Source organism: Scytonema sp. PRP1 (assembly GCF_036697665.2).
Taxonomy (GTDB): domain Bacteria; phylum Cyanobacteriota; class Cyanobacteriia; order Cyanobacteriales; family Nostocaceae; genus Kalymmatonema; species Kalymmatonema gypsitolerans.
Genome location: NZ_JBAHYJ020000081.1, coordinates 63,467 through 82,104, shown reverse-complemented (window position 1 = coordinate 82,104; position 18,638 = coordinate 63,467). Strand labels below are relative to the sequence as shown.

Annotated in this window: 10 protein-coding genes, 1 tRNA gene and 1 pseudogene; 7 read left to right on the top strand and 5 right to left on the bottom strand. The window is 43.5% G+C overall.

Features of this window, described 5'->3' with window-relative positions; translation table 11 throughout:
• Nucleotides 1-64: 64 nt before the first annotated feature.
• Nucleotides 65-1,417, bottom strand: coding sequence for an acetyl-CoA carboxylase biotin carboxylase subunit (accC, locus tag V5G28_RS18475; protein WP_332987313.1), 1,353 nt, complete (start codon nt 1,415-1,417; stop codon nt 65-67).
• A 442-nt stretch (nt 1,418-1,859) separates the two neighbouring features.
• Here accC and V5G28_RS18470 point away from each other — a divergent pair.
• A tRNA-Leu gene (locus V5G28_RS18470) sits at nt 1,860-1,940 on the top strand.
• A 178-nt stretch (nt 1,941-2,118) separates the two neighbouring features.
• A complete protein-coding gene (locus V5G28_RS18465; protein ID WP_332987312.1) occupies nt 2,119-2,748 on the top strand; it encodes a chorismate lyase in 630 nt (209 codons plus the stop codon).
• A gap of 33 nt (nt 2,749-2,781) precedes the next feature.
• Here the strand turns inward: V5G28_RS18465 and argC are convergent, their stop codons facing one another.
• Complete coding sequence (gene argC / locus V5G28_RS18460; RefSeq protein WP_332987362.1) at nt 2,782-3,753, bottom strand: N-acetyl-gamma-glutamyl-phosphate reductase; 972 nt, start codon at nt 3,751-3,753, stop codon at nt 2,782-2,784.
• Nucleotides 3,754-4,317: 564 nt separating this feature from the next.
• Here argC and V5G28_RS18455 point away from each other — a divergent pair.
• From V5G28_RS18455 to V5G28_RS18440, 4 genes and pseudogenes are all read left to right on the top strand, one after another.
• Nucleotides 4,318-6,042, top strand: a complete 1,725-nt coding sequence (locus V5G28_RS18455; RefSeq protein WP_332987311.1) for a DUF3352 domain-containing protein — start codon at nt 4,318-4,320, stop codon at nt 6,040-6,042.
• 256 nt (nt 6,043-6,298) lie between these two features.
• Nucleotides 6,299-7,337: pseudogene (gene ccsB, locus V5G28_RS18450) on the top strand (c-type cytochrome biogenesis protein CcsB).
• 222 nt (nt 7,338-7,559) lie between these two features.
• Nucleotides 7,560-7,832 carry a YlcI/YnfO family protein gene (locus V5G28_RS18445; RefSeq protein ID WP_332987310.1) on the top strand — a complete coding sequence of 91 codons (273 nt, stop codon included), beginning with the start codon at nt 7,560-7,562 and terminating at the stop codon, nt 7,830-7,832.
• Nucleotides 7,825-8,256, top strand: a complete 432-nt coding sequence (locus tag V5G28_RS18440) for a type II toxin-antitoxin system VapC family toxin (RefSeq protein WP_332987309.1) — start codon at nt 7,825-7,827, stop codon at nt 8,254-8,256. Before V5G28_RS18445 ends, V5G28_RS18440 begins: the two co-directional genes overlap by 8 nt.
• A gap of 244 nt (nt 8,257-8,500) precedes the next feature.
• Here the strand turns inward: V5G28_RS18440 and V5G28_RS18435 are convergent, their stop codons facing one another.
• Nucleotides 8,501-8,950 (bottom strand): hypothetical protein, encoded by a 450-nt coding sequence (locus V5G28_RS18435; protein WP_332987308.1) that lies wholly within the window; start codon nt 8,948-8,950, stop codon nt 8,501-8,503.
• 262 nt (nt 8,951-9,212) lie between these two features.
• Nucleotides 9,213-11,279: a prolyl oligopeptidase family serine peptidase gene (locus V5G28_RS18430; protein ID WP_332987361.1), complete on the bottom strand. Its 2,067-nt coding sequence runs from the start codon at nt 11,277-11,279 to the stop codon at nt 9,213-9,215.
• A gap of 924 nt (nt 11,280-12,203) precedes the next feature.
• Between V5G28_RS18430 and V5G28_RS18425 the strand changes: the two genes are divergently transcribed.
• Nucleotides 12,204-13,493, top strand: a complete 1,290-nt coding sequence (locus V5G28_RS18425) for a vanadium-dependent haloperoxidase (protein ID WP_332987307.1) — start codon at nt 12,204-12,206, stop codon at nt 13,491-13,493.
• Between the two features lie 10 nt (nt 13,494-13,503).
• Here V5G28_RS18425 and V5G28_RS18420 read toward each other — a convergent pair whose 3' ends face one another.
• Nucleotides 13,504-18,609, bottom strand: a complete 5,106-nt coding sequence (locus V5G28_RS18420) for a response regulator (RefSeq protein ID WP_332987306.1) — start codon at nt 18,607-18,609, stop codon at nt 13,504-13,506.
• Between the last annotated feature and the right edge of the window lie 29 nt (nt 18,610-18,638).

The following is an 18,638-nucleotide window of genomic DNA, read 5'->3' as shown; positions in this document are numbered from 1 at the left end:
TTAGAAATTAGGGATTGGGGATGAGCAAGAGTATTGCTTAGTTCTCAGTCCCTAATCCCCGATGCTACTGCACTAGAGTTTTCATCTCCTGTACGAAATTAGTGTAGACTTTACCCTGCAAAAACTGCGGGTGTTCCATAATCTTTTGATGAAATCCAATAGTCGTGGGTAGTCCCGTGATGGCACATTCTCGCAGTGCTCGTTTCATGCGGTTAATAGCAGTGGCGCGGTCTGGTCCCCAAACTATTAACTTACCGATGAGTGAGTCGTAGTAAGGCGGAATTTGGTAATCGGTGTAAACATGGGAGTCGATGCGGACTCCAGGACCTCCAGGGGGGAGATAACCACTGATACGTCCAGCTGAGGGTCGAAAGTCATTGTCAGGATCTTCCGCATTAATACGGCATTCAATAGCATGACCTCGCAAAACCACTTGGTCTTGTGTCAGCTTGAGTTTTTCCCCTTGGGCAATCAGGATTTGTTCAGCAACCAAATCTATCCCAGTAATCATCTCCGTCACGGGATGCTCGACTTGAATCCGGGTGTTCATTTCCATAAAGTAGAATTGACCGGATTTATCCAAGAGAAACTCAATGGTACCTGCCCCACTGTAGTTGATAAATTGGGCTGCTTTGACGGCAGCTTGTCCCATTTTCTCTCGCAAGTCTGGGTCTAAAGCCGGGCTAGGGGCTTCTTCTAGAAGTTTCTGGTTGCGGCGTTGAATAGAACAATCCCGTTCCCCTAGGTGGATGACGTTTCCGTAGTTATCAGCCAAGATTTGAAATTCGATATGGCGGGGACGCTCAATAAATTTTTCCAGATAAACCCCAGAATTACCAAATGCAGCTCCCGCTTCACCTTGAGCCGCTTGGAAGGATTTGACGAACTCGTTTTCAGAATGTACTAAGCGCATACCCCGCCCGCCACCGCCAGCTGTGGCTTTAACCATCACTGGGTAGCCAATTTTTTGGGCGATCGCCAAACCTTCTTGCTCTGATTCTACCAACCCATCGCTACCTGGTACGGTGGGAACCCCAGCTTTTTGCATGGTTTCTTTTGCCGTAGATTTATCGCCCATCAGCCGAATGGCTTCCGGAGATGGACCAATAAAAGCAATATGATGGTCAGCACAGATTTCTGCAAACCGAGCATTTTCTGCCAAAAAGCCATACCCAGGATGAATGGCGCTGGCATTACGTGTCAATGCCGCTGCAATAATATTGGGAATATTCAAATAACTTTTACTGCTAGCAGCTTCGCCAATGCAAACCGCTTCATCGGCAAGTTGGACGTGCAGAGCATTACGGTCAACGGTGGAATGTACCGCAACCGTTGCAATCCCCATTTCTTCACAGGCGCGGAGAATGCGAAGCGCGATTTCTCCCCTATTAGCAATTAATATTTTGTCAAACTTCATCTTCTAGCTTTGATATCAGTCCAGTAGATTGACATTTTCTACCGTCAAAATTGAAATTACGCAGAGCCTCATTTCAAATTCTGACCGGATCCCAACACTCTTCCTAAATATAAGGAAGGATTTCGCTGCTTGCCTCTACAGGTATTAACTACACTAGCAGCAGCAATGTTGCTAGTCCGGAGTTAGTTTCCCGACTTTGGCATTTTCATGCATACGGTGCGCTTCACGATAGACCTAATTTCCTTTGCAGGTGCGATTCGCGGGTGCAAAGGAAATTGGCTATACCCCTTTTTAATATCACGTGTGCAGCTACTAGATTTGTGTCCGTCGAGTATACCCATCTGAAATATTTGTGAATTCCTGCACTTAATTTTTCTGTAACTTGGGTATCAGTTACTATAATTCTTTCTGTTATGCTATATTTTATATTCAGGGAAACCTTGCGGATGTGGCGGAATTGGTATACGCGCACGTTTGAGGGGCGTGTGGCTTTGCCTTGCGAGTTCGAGTCTCGCCATCCGCATTTTTTAGTGATGAGTCCTAAGTACCAAGTAATCAGTAGGATTTCACAAATTCAGGCAAGATGACTCACATGAAATTGTGTGTCACTTAGGGCTTAGGACTTAGCGCTTAGAACTTTCTTTCGCACTCAGAGCTTCACTTGTGCTTTTATAGAGATAAATGAAGTTTTGTAAAGAACCTTGACTGCGACTTTTACGCCGACAAACAACTTAACATTACCTACGGGATGGCATCGCCTGAGTCCGATTTGGCAAGGCGGGGAAGAAGTCATTCAACAAGGTTTGCCACACACTCAGCTGGCACCGACTTGGCAATTACTCCTCTTAGGTGACGGTTCCCCAACAAGGCACTTACAACTGTTGACAGGCGAGCCTACAGAAGTGGACGTAATTGATATGTCATTGATTGGCTTAGACTTGGATAGTGCGCCTGAACTGATCCAAGCAGTACCAGGACCACGACTGCGGCGACAGGTGTGGTTACGTACCGCCTCTGGGCAACGATTGGCGTATGCCACTTCATGGTGGGAAGCTTCTCACGTAGATGAGTATTTGCAAAACCGTTCATTACCTATTTGGGCAAGTTTAGCTCGTCTGCGTACTGAGCTGTATCGCGATGTTCAGGGGATTTACTACGGTGAATCGAATGCTCTAGAGTCAGGCTTTAATCAAACTGGACCTTGTTGGGGTCGTCACTACTTGTTTTGGCATCATGGGCAGCCGCTGACGTTAATTTACGAGGTTTTTTCGCCTTATTTAACAAAATATTTAGGACCCATGCAGCTAAGTTCTAGCAATGGTAAGGTTTAGTCCCAAATTTGGTGGTGTTAGAAAAACTTTTCTTCAGCACAGTCCTAACTCTTCTGGAAAGCCCAGCATGAGGTTTAGGTTTTGTACTGCTGCTCCTGATGCACCTTTACCCAAGTTGTCGAGGCGAGCAACTAACAGCACTTCTTGGGTGGTGTCATTAGCAAATACGAAAACCTGAACAATATTGGTACCGTTCATTGCCATTGCGTCCAAGAACATACCATCCCGCAGAAGAGTGGAATCTTTGTATGGAGCAACTTGCACAAATTTTTCAGCTTGGTAGTAGTCAGCGATCGCTTGATGGATGACTTCACCTGATGGTGGATTATCCAACATCCACAGCGGTAAAGGCACTTGTACCAGCATCCCCTGCTCAAAATCCCCTACTGCTGGTACAAACAAGGGCGGCGATTCTAACCCCGAATGCTGATGCATTTCCTTAACGTGCTTATGCCCAAACTGTAGACCATAGATGCCATAAGGATAAAGTGACGTTGTTCCGACTTGCTGCTCGTGGAAGGCATGGTACTGTTTGATGAGATTCTTTCCGCCACCAGAGTAGCCCGACACTGCATTAACCGTAATCGGAAAGTGTTTGGGAAGGAGTCCCTTGGCGATCAACGGATGGACACAAGCCAAAAATCCTGTGGGATAACAACCCGGAACACTGACAAACTGGGCGCTGGCAATTTTCTCTCTCTGTCCTGAATTAAGTTCAGGAAACCCATAGACCCAACCTTGAGCTGTTCGATGGACACTACTAGCATCAAGGATTTTAACCGTAGTACTGCTGACAAAGCTGACAGCTTCACGCGCTGCGTCATCAGGTAGGCAAAGAATGGCAACGTCAACGGCATTCACCAGTTTTGCTCGCTCATTTGAGTCCTTGCGCCTAGATGTCTCAATGCTAACTAACTCGATATCATCCCGTTGATTAAGGCGCGAGTAAATCTGTAAGCCTGTGGTTCCCGATTCTCCATCAATGAAAATCTTAGGTTTAGTCATTATCCCCTGAGTATCCTGCTCCGTCAGTGAATATTCTGTCCCACCAATACTGGCTTGCTCTGTCGTGGGTAGAGTTACCAATTTGTTATTACACTGTTATGAATACGGAAGTCATCTTATAATTTAGTCATGAATGATTCTGTAAAATTCTATGGAGCATTGATTTCCAGCTTTATACCCTTGATTTTACAGTAAAGAAGTCATCGAACACGCTGAAAAAATTTAATGATAAAAAGCCTCATCGATATCGATGGTACATATCTTTTATTCTCAAGAAGTTTTTGCAACACAATCATTTATTGTATGGTCTACTGGAAAAATGTTCTTAATTTTAACTGTATTATCAACCTAATCCCGAAATCGCCTAAGTAGCAGCGAAATTTAAAAATAATGGTAGGTTAATGACCGAAGTACGATTGGGCAAAGCCCAACGCCCTAAAGGGTGAGCGCGCTCTAGGACAGATATAAATCAATAGAACTCAGGAACCCTAGAGATCAAGAAACCTTTTAGTTAACTTTGCCAACAAGTAATGATAATTTCGCAAGTATGAGGTATTAGTTTGAATGGCACTGCCGCTTGTGTCTAATTCGATGAGCAAAAGAAAGAAACCGTCTTTGGTACTGACACTATCATCCGCTGGGTTATTGATTGGTGCGGGGAGTGCGGCGTACTGGCTATTAACTCAGGGAAACCTATCTTCTAGAGATTTACTACCAGGTGCAAATATTATTCCCCAAAATGCCCTAGTTGCAGTTTCCCTAACTACCGATCCAGGACAATGGGAGAAATTACGAGAGTTTGGGACAAAAGAAACTCAAAGCTTACTCGATAAAAATTTAGTGCAGTTGCGCGATCGCTTTTTGACGAATCATGGCTATGACTTCCAGAAAGATATCAGTCCTTGGGTTGGCGATCAAGTCACAATCGCAATTGTTGCCCCAAACGCAAGTAAAACCACATCAAAACCTGTAGCTACCGATGGAGAAGCGACAACCAACGAGCAATCGATGGTGATGATTCTGCCAGTGAAAAATTTACAAAGAGCCAGCAGCATCTTGGCACAACCTAAAGCAGTTAAAGATGGCAAATGGATTGACCGCACCTATGAAAATATTCCCATCAAAGAAACTCAAGGACAAGTAGGAGAAAAATTCTCAGCAGCCCTACTAGATAAGCGTTTCCTAGTGATCACCGATAATCCCAAAACGACAGAACAAGCGATTGACGCCTATAAAGGTAAAGCATCCTTAGCGACAAGTGCGGGTTTTGCCGAAAATTTCCCAAAAATTGCCCGTTCCGGACCCTTTGCTCAGTTCTACGTGAATGTGCCTTACTCTGCTAAAATAGCCACTGCATCTCCAAACCGTCCTTTACCTGCTCAAGTTTTGAGTCAACTTCAGAATAACCAAGGTTTAGCAGGGACAATGACTCTGGAGTCAGAAGGAATCCGCTTGAAGAGCGTTTCTTGGCTCAATCCTAACAGTCCGCGGGTACTCGCAGTGGAAAACAAAGCCGGGAAAATGCAAAACCGCTTGCCCGCAGAGACTTTGATGATGCTGTCTGGCGGGAACTTACAACAGTTGTGGGCAGACTATGTTTTAACTTCCCAAAGAAATCCGTACTCGCCAGTCATGCCAGAACAACTGCGAAAGGGTGTGAAATCTCTGACAAACCTCGATTTAGATCAGGATTTGCTGAACTGGATGGGAGGAGAGTTTTCTGTTTCTGTGATTCCCAATACTCCCAAAGAAGGTTTGCCAGAAAATTTTCGTGCAGCTTTGGTTTTCATGGTACAGGCAAGCAATCGTTCCCGTGCTGAAATAGCCCTAAAACAGCTCGATGAAGTCATGAAAAATCAATACCAGTTTCAGGTAAAATATACGACAGTTGATGGGAAACCTGTTGTCAACTGGCTCGGACCTTTTGGAACATTAACAGCCACTCATGGTTGGTTGGATGGAGATGTAGCTTTCTTAACGGTTGGAGCGCCTGTGAATGATAGAGTTATTCCTAGACAGAATAACACTTTAGCTAACACTGCCTTATTCCAAAATACAGTTCCAAGCGAACCCAATCCCACAAATGGTCAGTTGTTCTTAGATGTGGAAAGGACGGCTAAGTATTTTCCCTTGGCAAGCTTTGTACCAAATCAACGAGCTTTGTTAGAGGCAACACGTTCAGCAGGAGTAACAGTTGCTGTCAGTGATAGCCGCAGTACTCGCTACGATATTTTTGTATCACTTAAAAAAGCTGGAAAACCAGACCCTTTATCAAGTCCAGCAAAATAAATAGGACTTACGCACACTGTACTAATCCTTGGCGTTCTTGGCACGCCAGTTGCCTCAACGGGGGGAACCCCCGCACGGCGCTGGCTCGTCTTGGCGGTTGGATAAATTAAGCTTTTTGACGATTTTTGCGTAAGTCGTGATAAATAATGATGAAAATTTCACGATTCATGATTCATTAACATTTCTAACCCCCTTAAAACAGATAGGATCGTAACAATCAGAATCAATACTATATCGAGTGGAGATAACGTTATTTATGAATTTAATTGCACTCCAGAACTGGCTAGACAATGCCTCGTTTGCAGTTCTATTTGTCACAATGCTGGTTTATTGGGGTGGGGCCTTTTCCAAATTTGCCTGCAACTGTAGGGACAGCAGGCATGGCGATCGCTAATTTGTGCATAGCGACCCTACTAGGGGCAAGATGGCTAGAAGCTGGGTATTTTCCTTTAAGTAATTTGTATGAATCTCTATTTTTCTTAACTTGGGGAATAACGACTATCCATCTGATTGCCGAAAACACGAGTCGTAGCCGCTTGGTAGGAGTCGTGACAGCACCTGTAGCTATGGCGATCACCGCTTTTGCCACCCTCACCTTGCCATCAGAAATGCAAGTAGCAGAACCCCTAGTACCTGCGCTGAAATCCAATTGGCTGATGATGCACGTCAGCGTGATGATGTTGAGTTACTCGGCTTTGATGGTGGGTTCGCTGGTGGCGATCGCCTTCCTCATTGTCACGCGCGGTCAAGACATCCAATTACAAGGGAGTTCTGTAGGTACTGGTGGATATCGCAGCAACGGCTACCGTTTACGCAAAGCAGGTGAACTAGTTTCTCAAACACAAGCAGTTGCTGCTGACAATAACGGAGTCGTTCGTCTTGAAAGCAATACCAACGGCAAAACTGCTGTTTTAGATTTAGTCACTGTGCCTCAGTCTCAAATAGCAACAGCGGAACCACTTTCACCTCAGCGTCTCAGCCTTGCCGAAATTCTAGACAACATCAGCTATCGCATTATCGGGTTGGGTTTTCCCCTGCTGACTATTGGCATCATTGCTGGTGCTGTTTGGGCGAACGAAGCTTGGGGAACTTACTGGAGTTGGGATCCCAAGGAAACTTGGGCATTAATTACTTGGTTAGTTTTTGCTGCTTATCTTCACTCCCGGATCACTCGTGGTTGGCAAGGACGTCGTCCCGCAATTTTAGCCGCTAGTGGCTTTGTTGTTGTTTGGATTTGCTATCTGGGGGTTAATTTGTTGGGTAAGGGTTTGCACTCATACGGTTGGTTTTTTTAAGAACTTCACTGCCACTGAAAAGTGGGACTATATTGCCTGAATATCTAGAATAACGTTGTGGTGGTACGTAGTTCCACTTTTTTTGTCAGTTTCTAGCGCCAAGAAAAAATAGGTAATCACGCACGGGAAGGAAGTAACTTTTGAGAAAAATAACTTTTAGCAGTAAAAAGTTTAGCAGTAAAAAGTAACTCACTTTGCGGTTACAATAAATGATATCATTATTTGGTTACAACTGCTGTGATGGAACGCGAAGCTGTAACAATCCGTTTTCCAGCTGACCTAATTGCTAAAGCCAGAAGGCTCAAGGAGGGTAATGAATCCTTTAACGATTTAGTGGTTGAGGCTGTGGAGCAGGAGGTGCGACGCCGCAAGGCGTGGGCAGCCCATCAACGGATTATTGCCCGCAGCGAAGCAGTCAAAGCTAAAACTGGTATGCAACCAGCCTCTACAGATTTGATTCGCAGTTTCAGAGAGGGCGAGGGGCGGCGTGAGTAGAGCCCTGTGCCTGGATACTAGCGTTTGGATTCCTTACCTTGTACCAGAGGCTTATCAGCTTCAAGCCAGAACGCTCGTCACAGACGCGTTGAGCTTAAACTTGCGTTTGGTTGCTCCAGCCTTTGCTTGGGCAGAGGTAGGGTCTGTGCTGCGAAAAAAAACCCGAATGGGAGTCATTACAACAGAGGAGGCGCAAGGTTTTTTTCAGGACTTCTGCGAACTTCCTATTGATTACATAGAAGAGGAAGTCATTCGGATGACAACCTGGGAAATTGCAGAGCAATATCGATTATCCACCCTTTATGATGCAGCATTTTTGGCTTGCACTCAAAGCGCTTCTGCCGAATTTTGGACGGCTGACGCAACACTTGTGAGACAACTGTTGCCCCGACCGGCTTACCTACGACAATTAGGGGAAATATAGCCTTGATACTCCCCACGGCTAAAAGCCGGGGGATTCTTGAAGAGTCCACAAACGAACTGTCATTTGTGACTGATTCGCGAACAACAGATGTGCAAAGAGAACTTTGATTTGTTTGTTGAGTTTCACTAAAGATTCGGTGCTAAATTCTTAATAGTGATATAGGTAGGTGGGCAATGCCCACCCTGGCAGATGCTCGGATTTACTTCTTTTCTGCCTGCTTACGATCGCAACGCCTATCTATTCTCTAGTTGCTAAAAGCATCCTTGATTGTATCAATAGCGCTTTCAACAGCATTCTTTGACTTATCTACTTGCTCCTTAGTCCGAGCTGCATCTTCCTCTGCTCTTTTGTAAATTCGAGCCTCATCTCTGTTTGCTTTGCGCTCAGGAAGACTTCCATTGTCATCTGTTGCTTGCTCAACTTTGTCGGCATTTTTACTTGCAGTTCGCTCAACACGCTCTTTCGTATCTTCGATGAAATCCTTAGATAATTTAGCACCTTTGTTGAGGTTATCTTGAACCTGTGAGCTAATGTCTGCCTCGGCGATCAAGGTTGCAGTAGGAGCAGCCATTGCTGCGGTGTTCGAGAAAAACGCACCTTGCCAAACGAAGGCTACAGCTGACACACAAAATAGAGCTGTCGCCAGAAAGCGTCCCACAGTTGAAAGCTGTTTCAGCAAATAGTTCAATTTCATGGAATACAATTTTCGTTTCTATTTAGCATTCTAATTTTTACTTGATTTGGCTTTGAAGCCATATCGTTCCCTAGACAGAAGTTCTCCCGTCTTGACTCTCCCCAAAGTCAAGGCACAGAAGACTTCCAAATTAAAAAATATTCAACTATTTCTTGTGGGATGGGATTGGCGCCCATCCTAAAAACTGGGCGGGCAGGATGCCCACCCCACAAGAGTGGAATAATTTATTTGTTGGAAATTCCTGGGGATTGATTTTGTGAAACTAAACTTTCACATCCAAGGTACGCACCAAAAAAGCCCAAATGTCTGCTGTTTCCTCAATCCTCTTGGTTGTGGGTTTACCAGCACCGTGTCCCGCCTTTGTCTCAATTCTAATGAGCACTGGCGCATCACCAGCGTGAGCAGCTTGTAAAGCCGCAGCAAATTTGAAACTGTGTGCAGGAACAACGCGATCATCATGATCGGCTGTGGTAATTAATGTTGCTGGGTAAGCTGTACCCGGTTTCAGGTTGTGCAATGGTGAATAGGCATAAAGTGCTTTGAAATCCTCTTGCTTATCTGGCGAACCATATTCAGAAGTCCAAGCCCAGCCAATAGTAAATTTATGGAAGCGCAACATATCCATCACCCCTACAGATGGTAAAGCAGCACCAAATAAATCCGGACGCTGAGTGATGCAAGCACCCACCAGTAATCCCCCGTTGCTTCCACCAGCGATCGCTAACTTAGCAGGCTTTGTATACCCGTTAGCAATTAGCCATTCAGCAGCAGCGATAAAGTCATCAAACACATTCTGCTTTTTCAGCTTCATTCCCGCCTGATGCCATTCTTCCCCATACTCACCACCACCACGTATATTGGGAATAGCATAAACACCGCCCATTTCCATCCACACCAAATTACTGACGGAAAAGCTGGGCGTTAGAGAAATATTGAAACCCCCATAACCATATAGTAATGTAGGATTATTTCCATCTAATTTAATTCCCTTTTTGTGGGTAATAAACATCGGCACTTGTGTACCATCTTTGCTTTTATAAAAAACTTGCTTTGTCTGGTAATTATCAGGGTTAAAATCTACCTTGGCTTGACGGAAAACTTCACTTTTTCCGCTTACCATGTCGTAGCGATAGATAGTTCCTGGCGTAGTAAAGCTGGTAAAATTATAGAAAGTTTCGGTATCATAACGCTTGCCACCAAACCCTCCAGCAGAACCAATTCCAGGTAATTTTACTTCGCGAACAAATGCGCCGTTCAAGTTAAAAATCTTAATTTGGGTGTAAGCGTCTTTGAGATAATCAGCAACCAATTGATTATTAATTATGCCGACACTTTCCAAAGTTTCCACAGCTTGAGGGACAATTTCTCGCCAATTTTCCCGTGCTGGATTCTTCGTATCAATGGCAATCACTCGTCCTTTGGGCGCATCTAAATCGGTGCGAAAATAGAAGATGCTACCGTCATTGTCGATCAAACTAAAATTTGACTCGAATTCCTTGATAAGTTCTACAACTTCCGCTTTTGGATTGGTCAAATCTTTGTAGAAAACCAAATTTCTGGGGTCACTTCCTTTCCATACTGAAATGATCAAGTAGCGCCCATCTTCCGTCACATCGCCACTAAATCCCCATTCCTTTTGGTCTTGACGATGGTAAATGAGCAAATCTTCTGATTGGGGTGTTTCTAATTTGTGATAGTAGAGCTTTTGGTAATAGTTGACATCTTCTAATTTGGTTTTTTCATTCGGCTCATCGTAACGACTGTAGAAAAATCCTTTGTTATCAGTTGTCCACGATGCCCCAGAGAATTTAATCCAATTCAGGTGGTCTTTGAGATCTTTTCCAGTTTCAACATCCCTGACTTTCCACTCTTGCCAATCAGAACCAGCAGTAGATAAACCGTATGCTAAAAGCTTACCATCTTCGCTGATAGCTACTCCCGAAAGGGCAACAGTACCATCTTTTGAAAGGGTATTTGGGTCAAGTAAAACTTTTGGTTCAGCGTCGAGAGAAGTTAAAGTGTATAAAACAGACTGGTTTTGCAAACCATCGTTTTTGAAGTAAAAATAACGGTTACCTTCTTTGAAAGGAAGACTATATTTTTCGTAATCCCATACTTTTGTGAGACGCTGCTTAATTTTTTCTCTGGCAGGAATTTCCTCAAGATAGCCAAAAGTCACTTTATTTTGTGCCTCAACCCAAGCCTTCGTTTCTTCCGAGTCGGGGTTTTCTAACCAACGGTAAGGGTCTGCTACCACAGTACCGTGGTAGTTCTCTACTTGATTGCTTTTCTGGGTAGGTGGGTAAGTCAGGTCTTTTTCGGCACGCATAGTGTTTAAAGCTAATTCTTTCTTGACATAGTTCCAAGATAGAACCTCGCGTAGGGATTTTTGTACATTTGGCTCAATTAAAGTGTGATAATCATTCGGTGTTTGAATTTTAGCAACAGCAACTGTAGCAGGGAATAACCCACTCCCCAAGATGACCACAACGAATAAACTCAGTAAAAATAGCCGTGATAATAAAAGCACTTTAATCATTAGTAAATTTTACTAGGTTAAGCGATCGCAATTTTCTGATTGAGTTTTTTAAATATATTTTACGAATTATTGAACTCTAGCAATAAAAATTAACGTGTGAGAAAAGTACCCCTTAAGGGTACTGCTCTTCTCCAAACAGTCTTGTCATTATGTTGATGTATTAGGTCATTAAAGAATTAAGTCTTCTAAAAATTGGCTCTTCCGGAAAAGAACAAAAAGGTTTTGTAGTTTTAAATGTTCTATGAATTTGCCAATTAGTTTACTAAAATTCACAATCTCAAATGATATCAACACTGTTGTAGTGCCATGAAATAATGTTTGCCTACAGAAAATCCGTGAATCAAAAACAACTACTTAGAAGATAACAAGCGTCTAGATTTATTCAAGTATATGGAGGGCAAAAAATTGAGCTATAGCATAGCTCTGCATTCTGCGTTCTAACTTCATTGAACTCAAATAATTAGAACTTACGCACTTTACAAATCAACTCTTGTGTGCCTAACACTTAGCGTGCCAACTTCCGTGCGGTTCTGCAATAGTCAGATCGAGCAAGAATTTCCCATTTCTATCTCACTCATGCATAAGTTGATTTTGCTTGCACTTAATTAAAGAAGGAAGGGCAGCAAATAAGTCTGATTCACATAATCAGATTTTTCTTAATGCGTAAGTCCTAATAATAACAAGGCAGAAATAAACAAAACACGAAGGAATATTATGTTAGACCAAATTATCAATTGGAACAATGTATATCTACAGGCAATTCGTGTAAACGGTGGCGCGCCAGGACCTATTGCCCGTACGGGTGGCATTATGCATGCTGCAATGTATGATGCAGTCAATTCCATTGAGAAGACCCATAAACCATATTTAGAAATCATCCCAGCAAAACCAGGAGCTTCCAAAGAAGCGGCAGCAGTTTACGCCGCACATACTGTGTTGAGTAGCGACAGCGTTTATCCCCATTACGATTATCCTGATTCCAAGCCGAAAAACCAAAGCTACTTTGACGCAGAACTTGACAAAGCCGTTAAAGAAATTAGAAAGAGTGCGTCGCCACAGAGCATTGATGATGGCAAAGCACTTGGGTTAGCAGCGGCTCAAGCGATCATCAAATATCGACTGGCGGACGGGTATAACGACAACACCCCTTATACTCCTGGAGATAAGCCTGGTGATTGGCGACCAACAGGTTCTGGTGCTCCAGTGACTCCAAATTGGGGCAAAGTGAAACTTTTCTCGCCAACGCAAATACAGCGCTTTCGTCCAACTCGACCAGGCGGCTTCAAGACTAAGCAGGCTCTGCTCACTAGTGTCGAATATGCGGCTCAAGTGAATGAAGTAAAACGGCTTGGTTCTGCTAACTCCACTGAGCGTACTCAAGAGCAAACCGAAATTGCTCTGTTCTGGGCAAATGATGTTGATGGAACTTATAAGCCACCAGGACAGCTGTATACTCTAACCCAGATTGTTTCTAAATTGAGAAACTTAAGTTTTTCAGAGAATGCACGGCTATTTGCCCTTGTGGGCTTAGCTTTAGGAGATGCAGCGATCTTGGCGTGGGATGCGAAGTACGACACGGATTTGGATTTGTGGAGACCGGAGACTGCAATTACGAGGGCATTTGAGGACGGAAACTTTGGAACGATCGCCGACCCCACATGGCAACCTCTATCGCCCAGACCTGATGGTACCCGATTTTCGCCTGCATTCCCGGCGTATGTCTCTGGTCACGCAACTTTCGGAGCGGTACATGCAGGAATCCTACGGAACTTCTTTGGCACAGACAATGTGACCTTCACGCTCACATCTGAAGATCCAAGTGCAAGGGGCAATAATGGCATTAGGATCACACGGACATTCAACAGCTTCTCCTCCGCAGCCTTAGAGAATGGGCGCAGCCGTGTTTATCTCGGTGTTCATTATCAATGGGATGCAGATGCAGCATATGTGTCTGGTACAAAATTGGCGGACTTTCTGTTTGAAAACTTACTGACACGAGTTTGATTTTTCTGTCCTAACCATTACTCGTACTGTTAACCAATTTCTCCCCTTTGAGCATCCGCCCTGCTGCTTCGAGTAAGGCTTCCTCAAGATAAGGTTTGGTGAAGTAGCCGCTTGCACCTAGTTGAATTGCCATTTGTCTGTGCTTATCTGCACCCCGTGAGGTAAGCATGGCAATTGGCAAATGATTGAGCTTCGGGTCTTTGTGGATGCGAGAGAGCAACTCCAAACCATCGCACCGGGGCATCTCAATGTCGCAAAATACAATATCGCAAGGTAAACCTGCACGCAGTTTATCCCAAGCTTCCTGACCATCACGCGCCTGTTCTACGCGATAACCAGCCTTGTGAAATGTGAGCGACAGCAATTCCCGGACTGTAATTGAGTCATCGACAATCAACACTGTCGGGTCAATCTTAACAGCAGTGGTTTCTTGCACAACAGGAGTATCCTGCTGCTCCCAATTGACAGTACCCTGTTTGCTGGTTTTACCTTGGAAAATATCAATGATTTCCAGCACATCAGCAATAGGCATAATGCGACCATCTCCTAGGATAGTCGCACCAGCAACACCAATCGGTTTGGGGAATGGTCCTTCAAATTGCTTAATAACGATTTCTTGCTCGTTAAGCACCTGGTCTACCTGTAGGGCAATCAGAACATTTGCCGATCGCACAACAACTACAGAAATCATGTCGTCATCGCGGTGACCATCATAAACGCTACTTCGACTGATTTGACGATTGAAAGTTAAAATTTCTTTGAGCGATCGCAATGGCAGCAGTGTATCACGCCAAGGGATGTATTTTTGCCCGTCAGCACCTTGCTGTATTATGTTTACAGGAACATTTAAGGTATCTTCAACACCATCCATTGGGAAACCAATGCGAGCTTTATCAGATACGCAGCACAAAGCTTTGCAAATACTTAGAGTTAAGGGTAGACGAAGGGTGAAGGTCGTTCCCCCACCTACAATCGAATCAATGTTAATTGTTCCTCGGATTTCACTCGTCCTAGCGCGAACGACATCCAAACCAATACCACGACCGGCTAATTCATCTTCTTTTTCTTTGGTACTAAAACCTGGCAAGAACAGCAAATCGTAAACATCTAAAACAGATAAAGTTTTAGCTTGTTCTGGCGTTTTTATGCCCATCTTGATTGCTTTTGCCTTCACCTGTTCTATATCAATACCTGCACCATCATCAGTGACAGAGATGACGGTTTGGTTCCCTTGATGGAAGGCGCGGACAGTAATAGTTCCCACAGGTGGCTTACCTTGCGCTTGTCGCACTTCTGGTGTTTCGATACCGTGGGCAATTGCATTGTTGAGTAAATGCGTCAGCGGGCTTTTGAGATGTTCCAAAATCACTTTGTCTATCAAGGTTTCTCGACCTTCGATAGTAAGTTGTGCTTGTTTGCCACACTTGATAGCGCTCTCGCGTACTCCTCGCTCTAAAGGAGTGGTGACTTCAGCGAAAGACTCCATTCGCGATCGCGTTATGCCTTCTTGTAGCTGGTTAGTAACCTGCCGCAACTGTCGCGCCACTTGCTCGCTGTCTTCGGTGACAAAATTAATGTCACTTGCTGCCTCACGCACCCGTACAATAAGTTCAATCATTTCCAAAGACAGGGTATGGAAAGGAGTAAACCGATCCATTTCCAATTCAGTAAAACCCCTATCTGTATCTTGATTCTTATACCCAATATTATACCCAGTGTTATTTCTGCTATTTCTACGGTTGGCTAAAAGAGATGCTTCTAATAGCGAGCGATCGTACAATTCCCGCATCCTCGCACCGGCATCACTCAACTGCTGCACCTGATCGAGCAAGTTATCTAGAAACTGTCGCAGACGTTCTTGATCCTGTTCTAGGGTATTACGATTAACTACCAACTCTCCCACCAAATTGCTGAGGTCATCCAGATGCTTGACAGGAACCTTCATCAATTGTTCAAATTTGGCAGGGTGAGAGACGGAGGGATGACGAGGAGGTAATCCCTTGACCATCTCGTTCAATTCTTGAAATCGAAAGTTAATATCTTGTTTGGCTGTATCTGATGTTACACCATCTGACACTACAAACGGTAATTTTGCTTGGGCGGTAACTTCTTCTGGTCTATATACAGCATTTCTACTTAGTACAGCTTCCAGATCTAGTAACTTATCTAACTCTGCAAATTCTTCATTCAAGGAAGTATTCATTTTTTGAGAAAATTCCTCTTCTGAAGAAAGTGCTTCTGTAGTTTCCGTTCTTGCTGTCAAAACGGAACCAGCATCTTTGTCTATTGCTGCCAACAGTTTAGATAAATCATCTTCAAGTTCCTGTTGCTCTTGAAATAAACCCTCTAATTCATTTAATAGATTTTTCTCGTTAATGTGTAGTATGCTTTCCTGAGTTTGCAACTTCGTGGTGGCTATGTTTTGTACTATCTGTTCTGTATGAACTGGCAACTGAGTCGTTTCTGCTGCCAAGAAATCTTCATTTAGATCAATTTTTGAATCTGGTTGTACATTATCAGTGATGTCAAAATCTACTGGCAAGATAGTCTCTGCTTCAATGTCTACAACTGTGAACTGAGGCAAATCAGCATCATCTGTTTGTGGGATAGTCTCTGCTTCAATGTCTACAACTGTTACCTCTGCAAAATCAACATCATCTGTTTGTGAAATAGTCTCTGCTTCAATCTCTACAGTCTCTAAGTGTACCTGTACCTGTGAAGGTTCAGAAGTAAAACTTATGCCTTCAGGTGGTTGTCTAAACAACAAACTATTGAGGAAATCGTGTTGTTCATCTGCAAAAGGATTTTCTGTGCTGTCTAAAAGTGTGACATCGTTTGAGGAAACTGTTGGCGTCTCCTCAAATAAGACGGGTAGAGTATTTTCATCTTCTACCTGGAGAAACTCAAGATTGAGTTCACTCGATGCTTGTGTTAAATCCGCTTGTGCAGTTTCTGGAGATGAAGTTGTAAATTCTGGTGTTAATTCTAGAGCTTCTGGCTGTTGTGAAAAGCCACTCTTTTCTGTGGAAGAGACTCCCGTATAGTAAGCTGTACTTTCAGCATCTATACTAGTGTCAATAGAAGATGTCGTTGAATGTCTTGGTGATAGCTCCTCAAACAAATCATTATCAGCTTCCGATGAAAATATCAAATCAAACTGCTGTTGCGACTGAAAATTGAGATCTAAATCTTCTAAATTCAAACCTGAGGTGGAAATCAAGGGGTGCTCAATATCATCAAAAATTTCCTCCGCAGCAGCCAACAAACTTTCTTCCAATTCCCTTGCTGCATCGTGTTGATCAAGAGAATAAAATTCGTCTTTTTGTCTTTCCTCAGCTTCTGGGAGCCATAAGTTGCTCAAATTATCTATCTCAGGCATTGCAGCGAATAAATCCGCAGATGCTGACTTGTTCGCAGACAAGGCTATGCTATTATCTGCCTGTGTGTCGGCAAATAGCTCTTCTAAAGTCAAGTTTTCGTTTTTATCTCGGGTAAGTTCTGATTTTTTGAAATCATCAAAGCTCGTTTTTTGATTGTTGGAAAGCTCGATATTAGGGATAGTCTCTGTTTGTATTTGACTGATTTCGCGTCTGGGTAAGAATCCATTTTCATCCAGTAACAGTTCTAATAAACTTCCCACCTCATCTTGTATTCTTTTACGCCCACTAGTAATCGGTTCTAAATCGCTTTGTGTATTTTTTGTTAGATTTTTCGGTGCAACTGTCTTATCGCTACTTAAGTAAGTAGTTTTTTGACTTGCCAATTCTAAATTCTCTTCATAAAATAAAAAATTTATCTCAGTATCATCAGTGTTACTGTTACTCGAATTTCTGACTAAGTACTTTTCAGCGTTAATTTCTAAAGTTTCTTCTTTGTCCCACGATTCATATAGGTCAGAACTTTCACTTTCAAACAAATCAGCCAAGGTATTCAAGTCTGCTGTTCCTACCTCTAGGCTATTGGTGTCTGTACTGCTATCAGTCAGAGGTGCATTATCATTGCTATTAAGTTGCTCTGATATTTCAGACAAACTAGTAATTCTGTCTTGCGGAGCAATGTCTAAAAGTTCTGTGGAAGGCGCATCAGTTCTTGTTTGTGGAATCACTTTATTAATAACCAGACTGTTGAATGTGCTAGAAATACTTGGTGGCAATTCTAATTGTTGTGCTGGAGTATTTGCCAAATTATCCACTAAATCAAGGGGTATTTCTAACAATTCAATTTCTTCTACCCTAACAAGTGCTTGCAGCTGCTGACTTATTGTCATTTCAGCTTCCCTACCAGCACTGACGAATTCCAGAGCGTTTTTAAAATCTGTGATGACGATTTTGGCTAAACTCAGATAAGTGTTTTTGGGATTAGCGATCGCCCTTTCTGCTGTCTGACACAAACGACACCAGTTAAACCAATTGAATTCTTCACCGAGTTCAGCTAAAAAGTGACAGCACTCCTGAAGCTTTTGCCGAGTTTCGGGTGTTGCGGTTTGTTTAAACAGTTGTAACATTTCCCGCAGTGTCCGGATAACCTGAGATTGCAGACTTTGCAAGTTTTGCCAAGTCTCGCTTTTTTTTGGCGCGGCTTGTGGTGGCGTTACACTATCAACTTGTGGTATCACCTCACCCCTGCCCCTCTCCTTGCCAAGGAGAGGGGTGCCCGGAGGGCGGGGTGAGGTTTTTGAACGCAACTCAGTATTACATTGATGTACAAGAAACTCCAAATGTTCGTGCAACGATTTGAAAACTGGTTCTGTCTCTGATATTAAGGTATTCGCAGTTTCTTCAGTCAGTCCAAAAGGTTGCTGCAAATGCTCTAACAGCGCTTTCAAGATATCACATACACCAAGAAACAAGGATTCTAACTTTTGGTCAACCTTAACCGGATGATTTTTTAGGACTTTGAAACAGTCCTCCAAACGGTGCGCCGTGTGCTGAATGCTACTCAGACCAAGCATCGCCGCTCCTCCCTTGATAGAGTGAGCCGCCCGGAAAACTTCGTTAATCATTTCCGGGTCGTCTAAGGTACTCTGGAGATTCAGCAACCCCTGCTCTATCGTATTCAGGTGGTCTTTTGCTTCCTCAAAGAAGTAACCCAAAATGCGTTGTTGTTCTGGTGACATAGTTTTTAGTTAACACTCAAGAGTCAAGA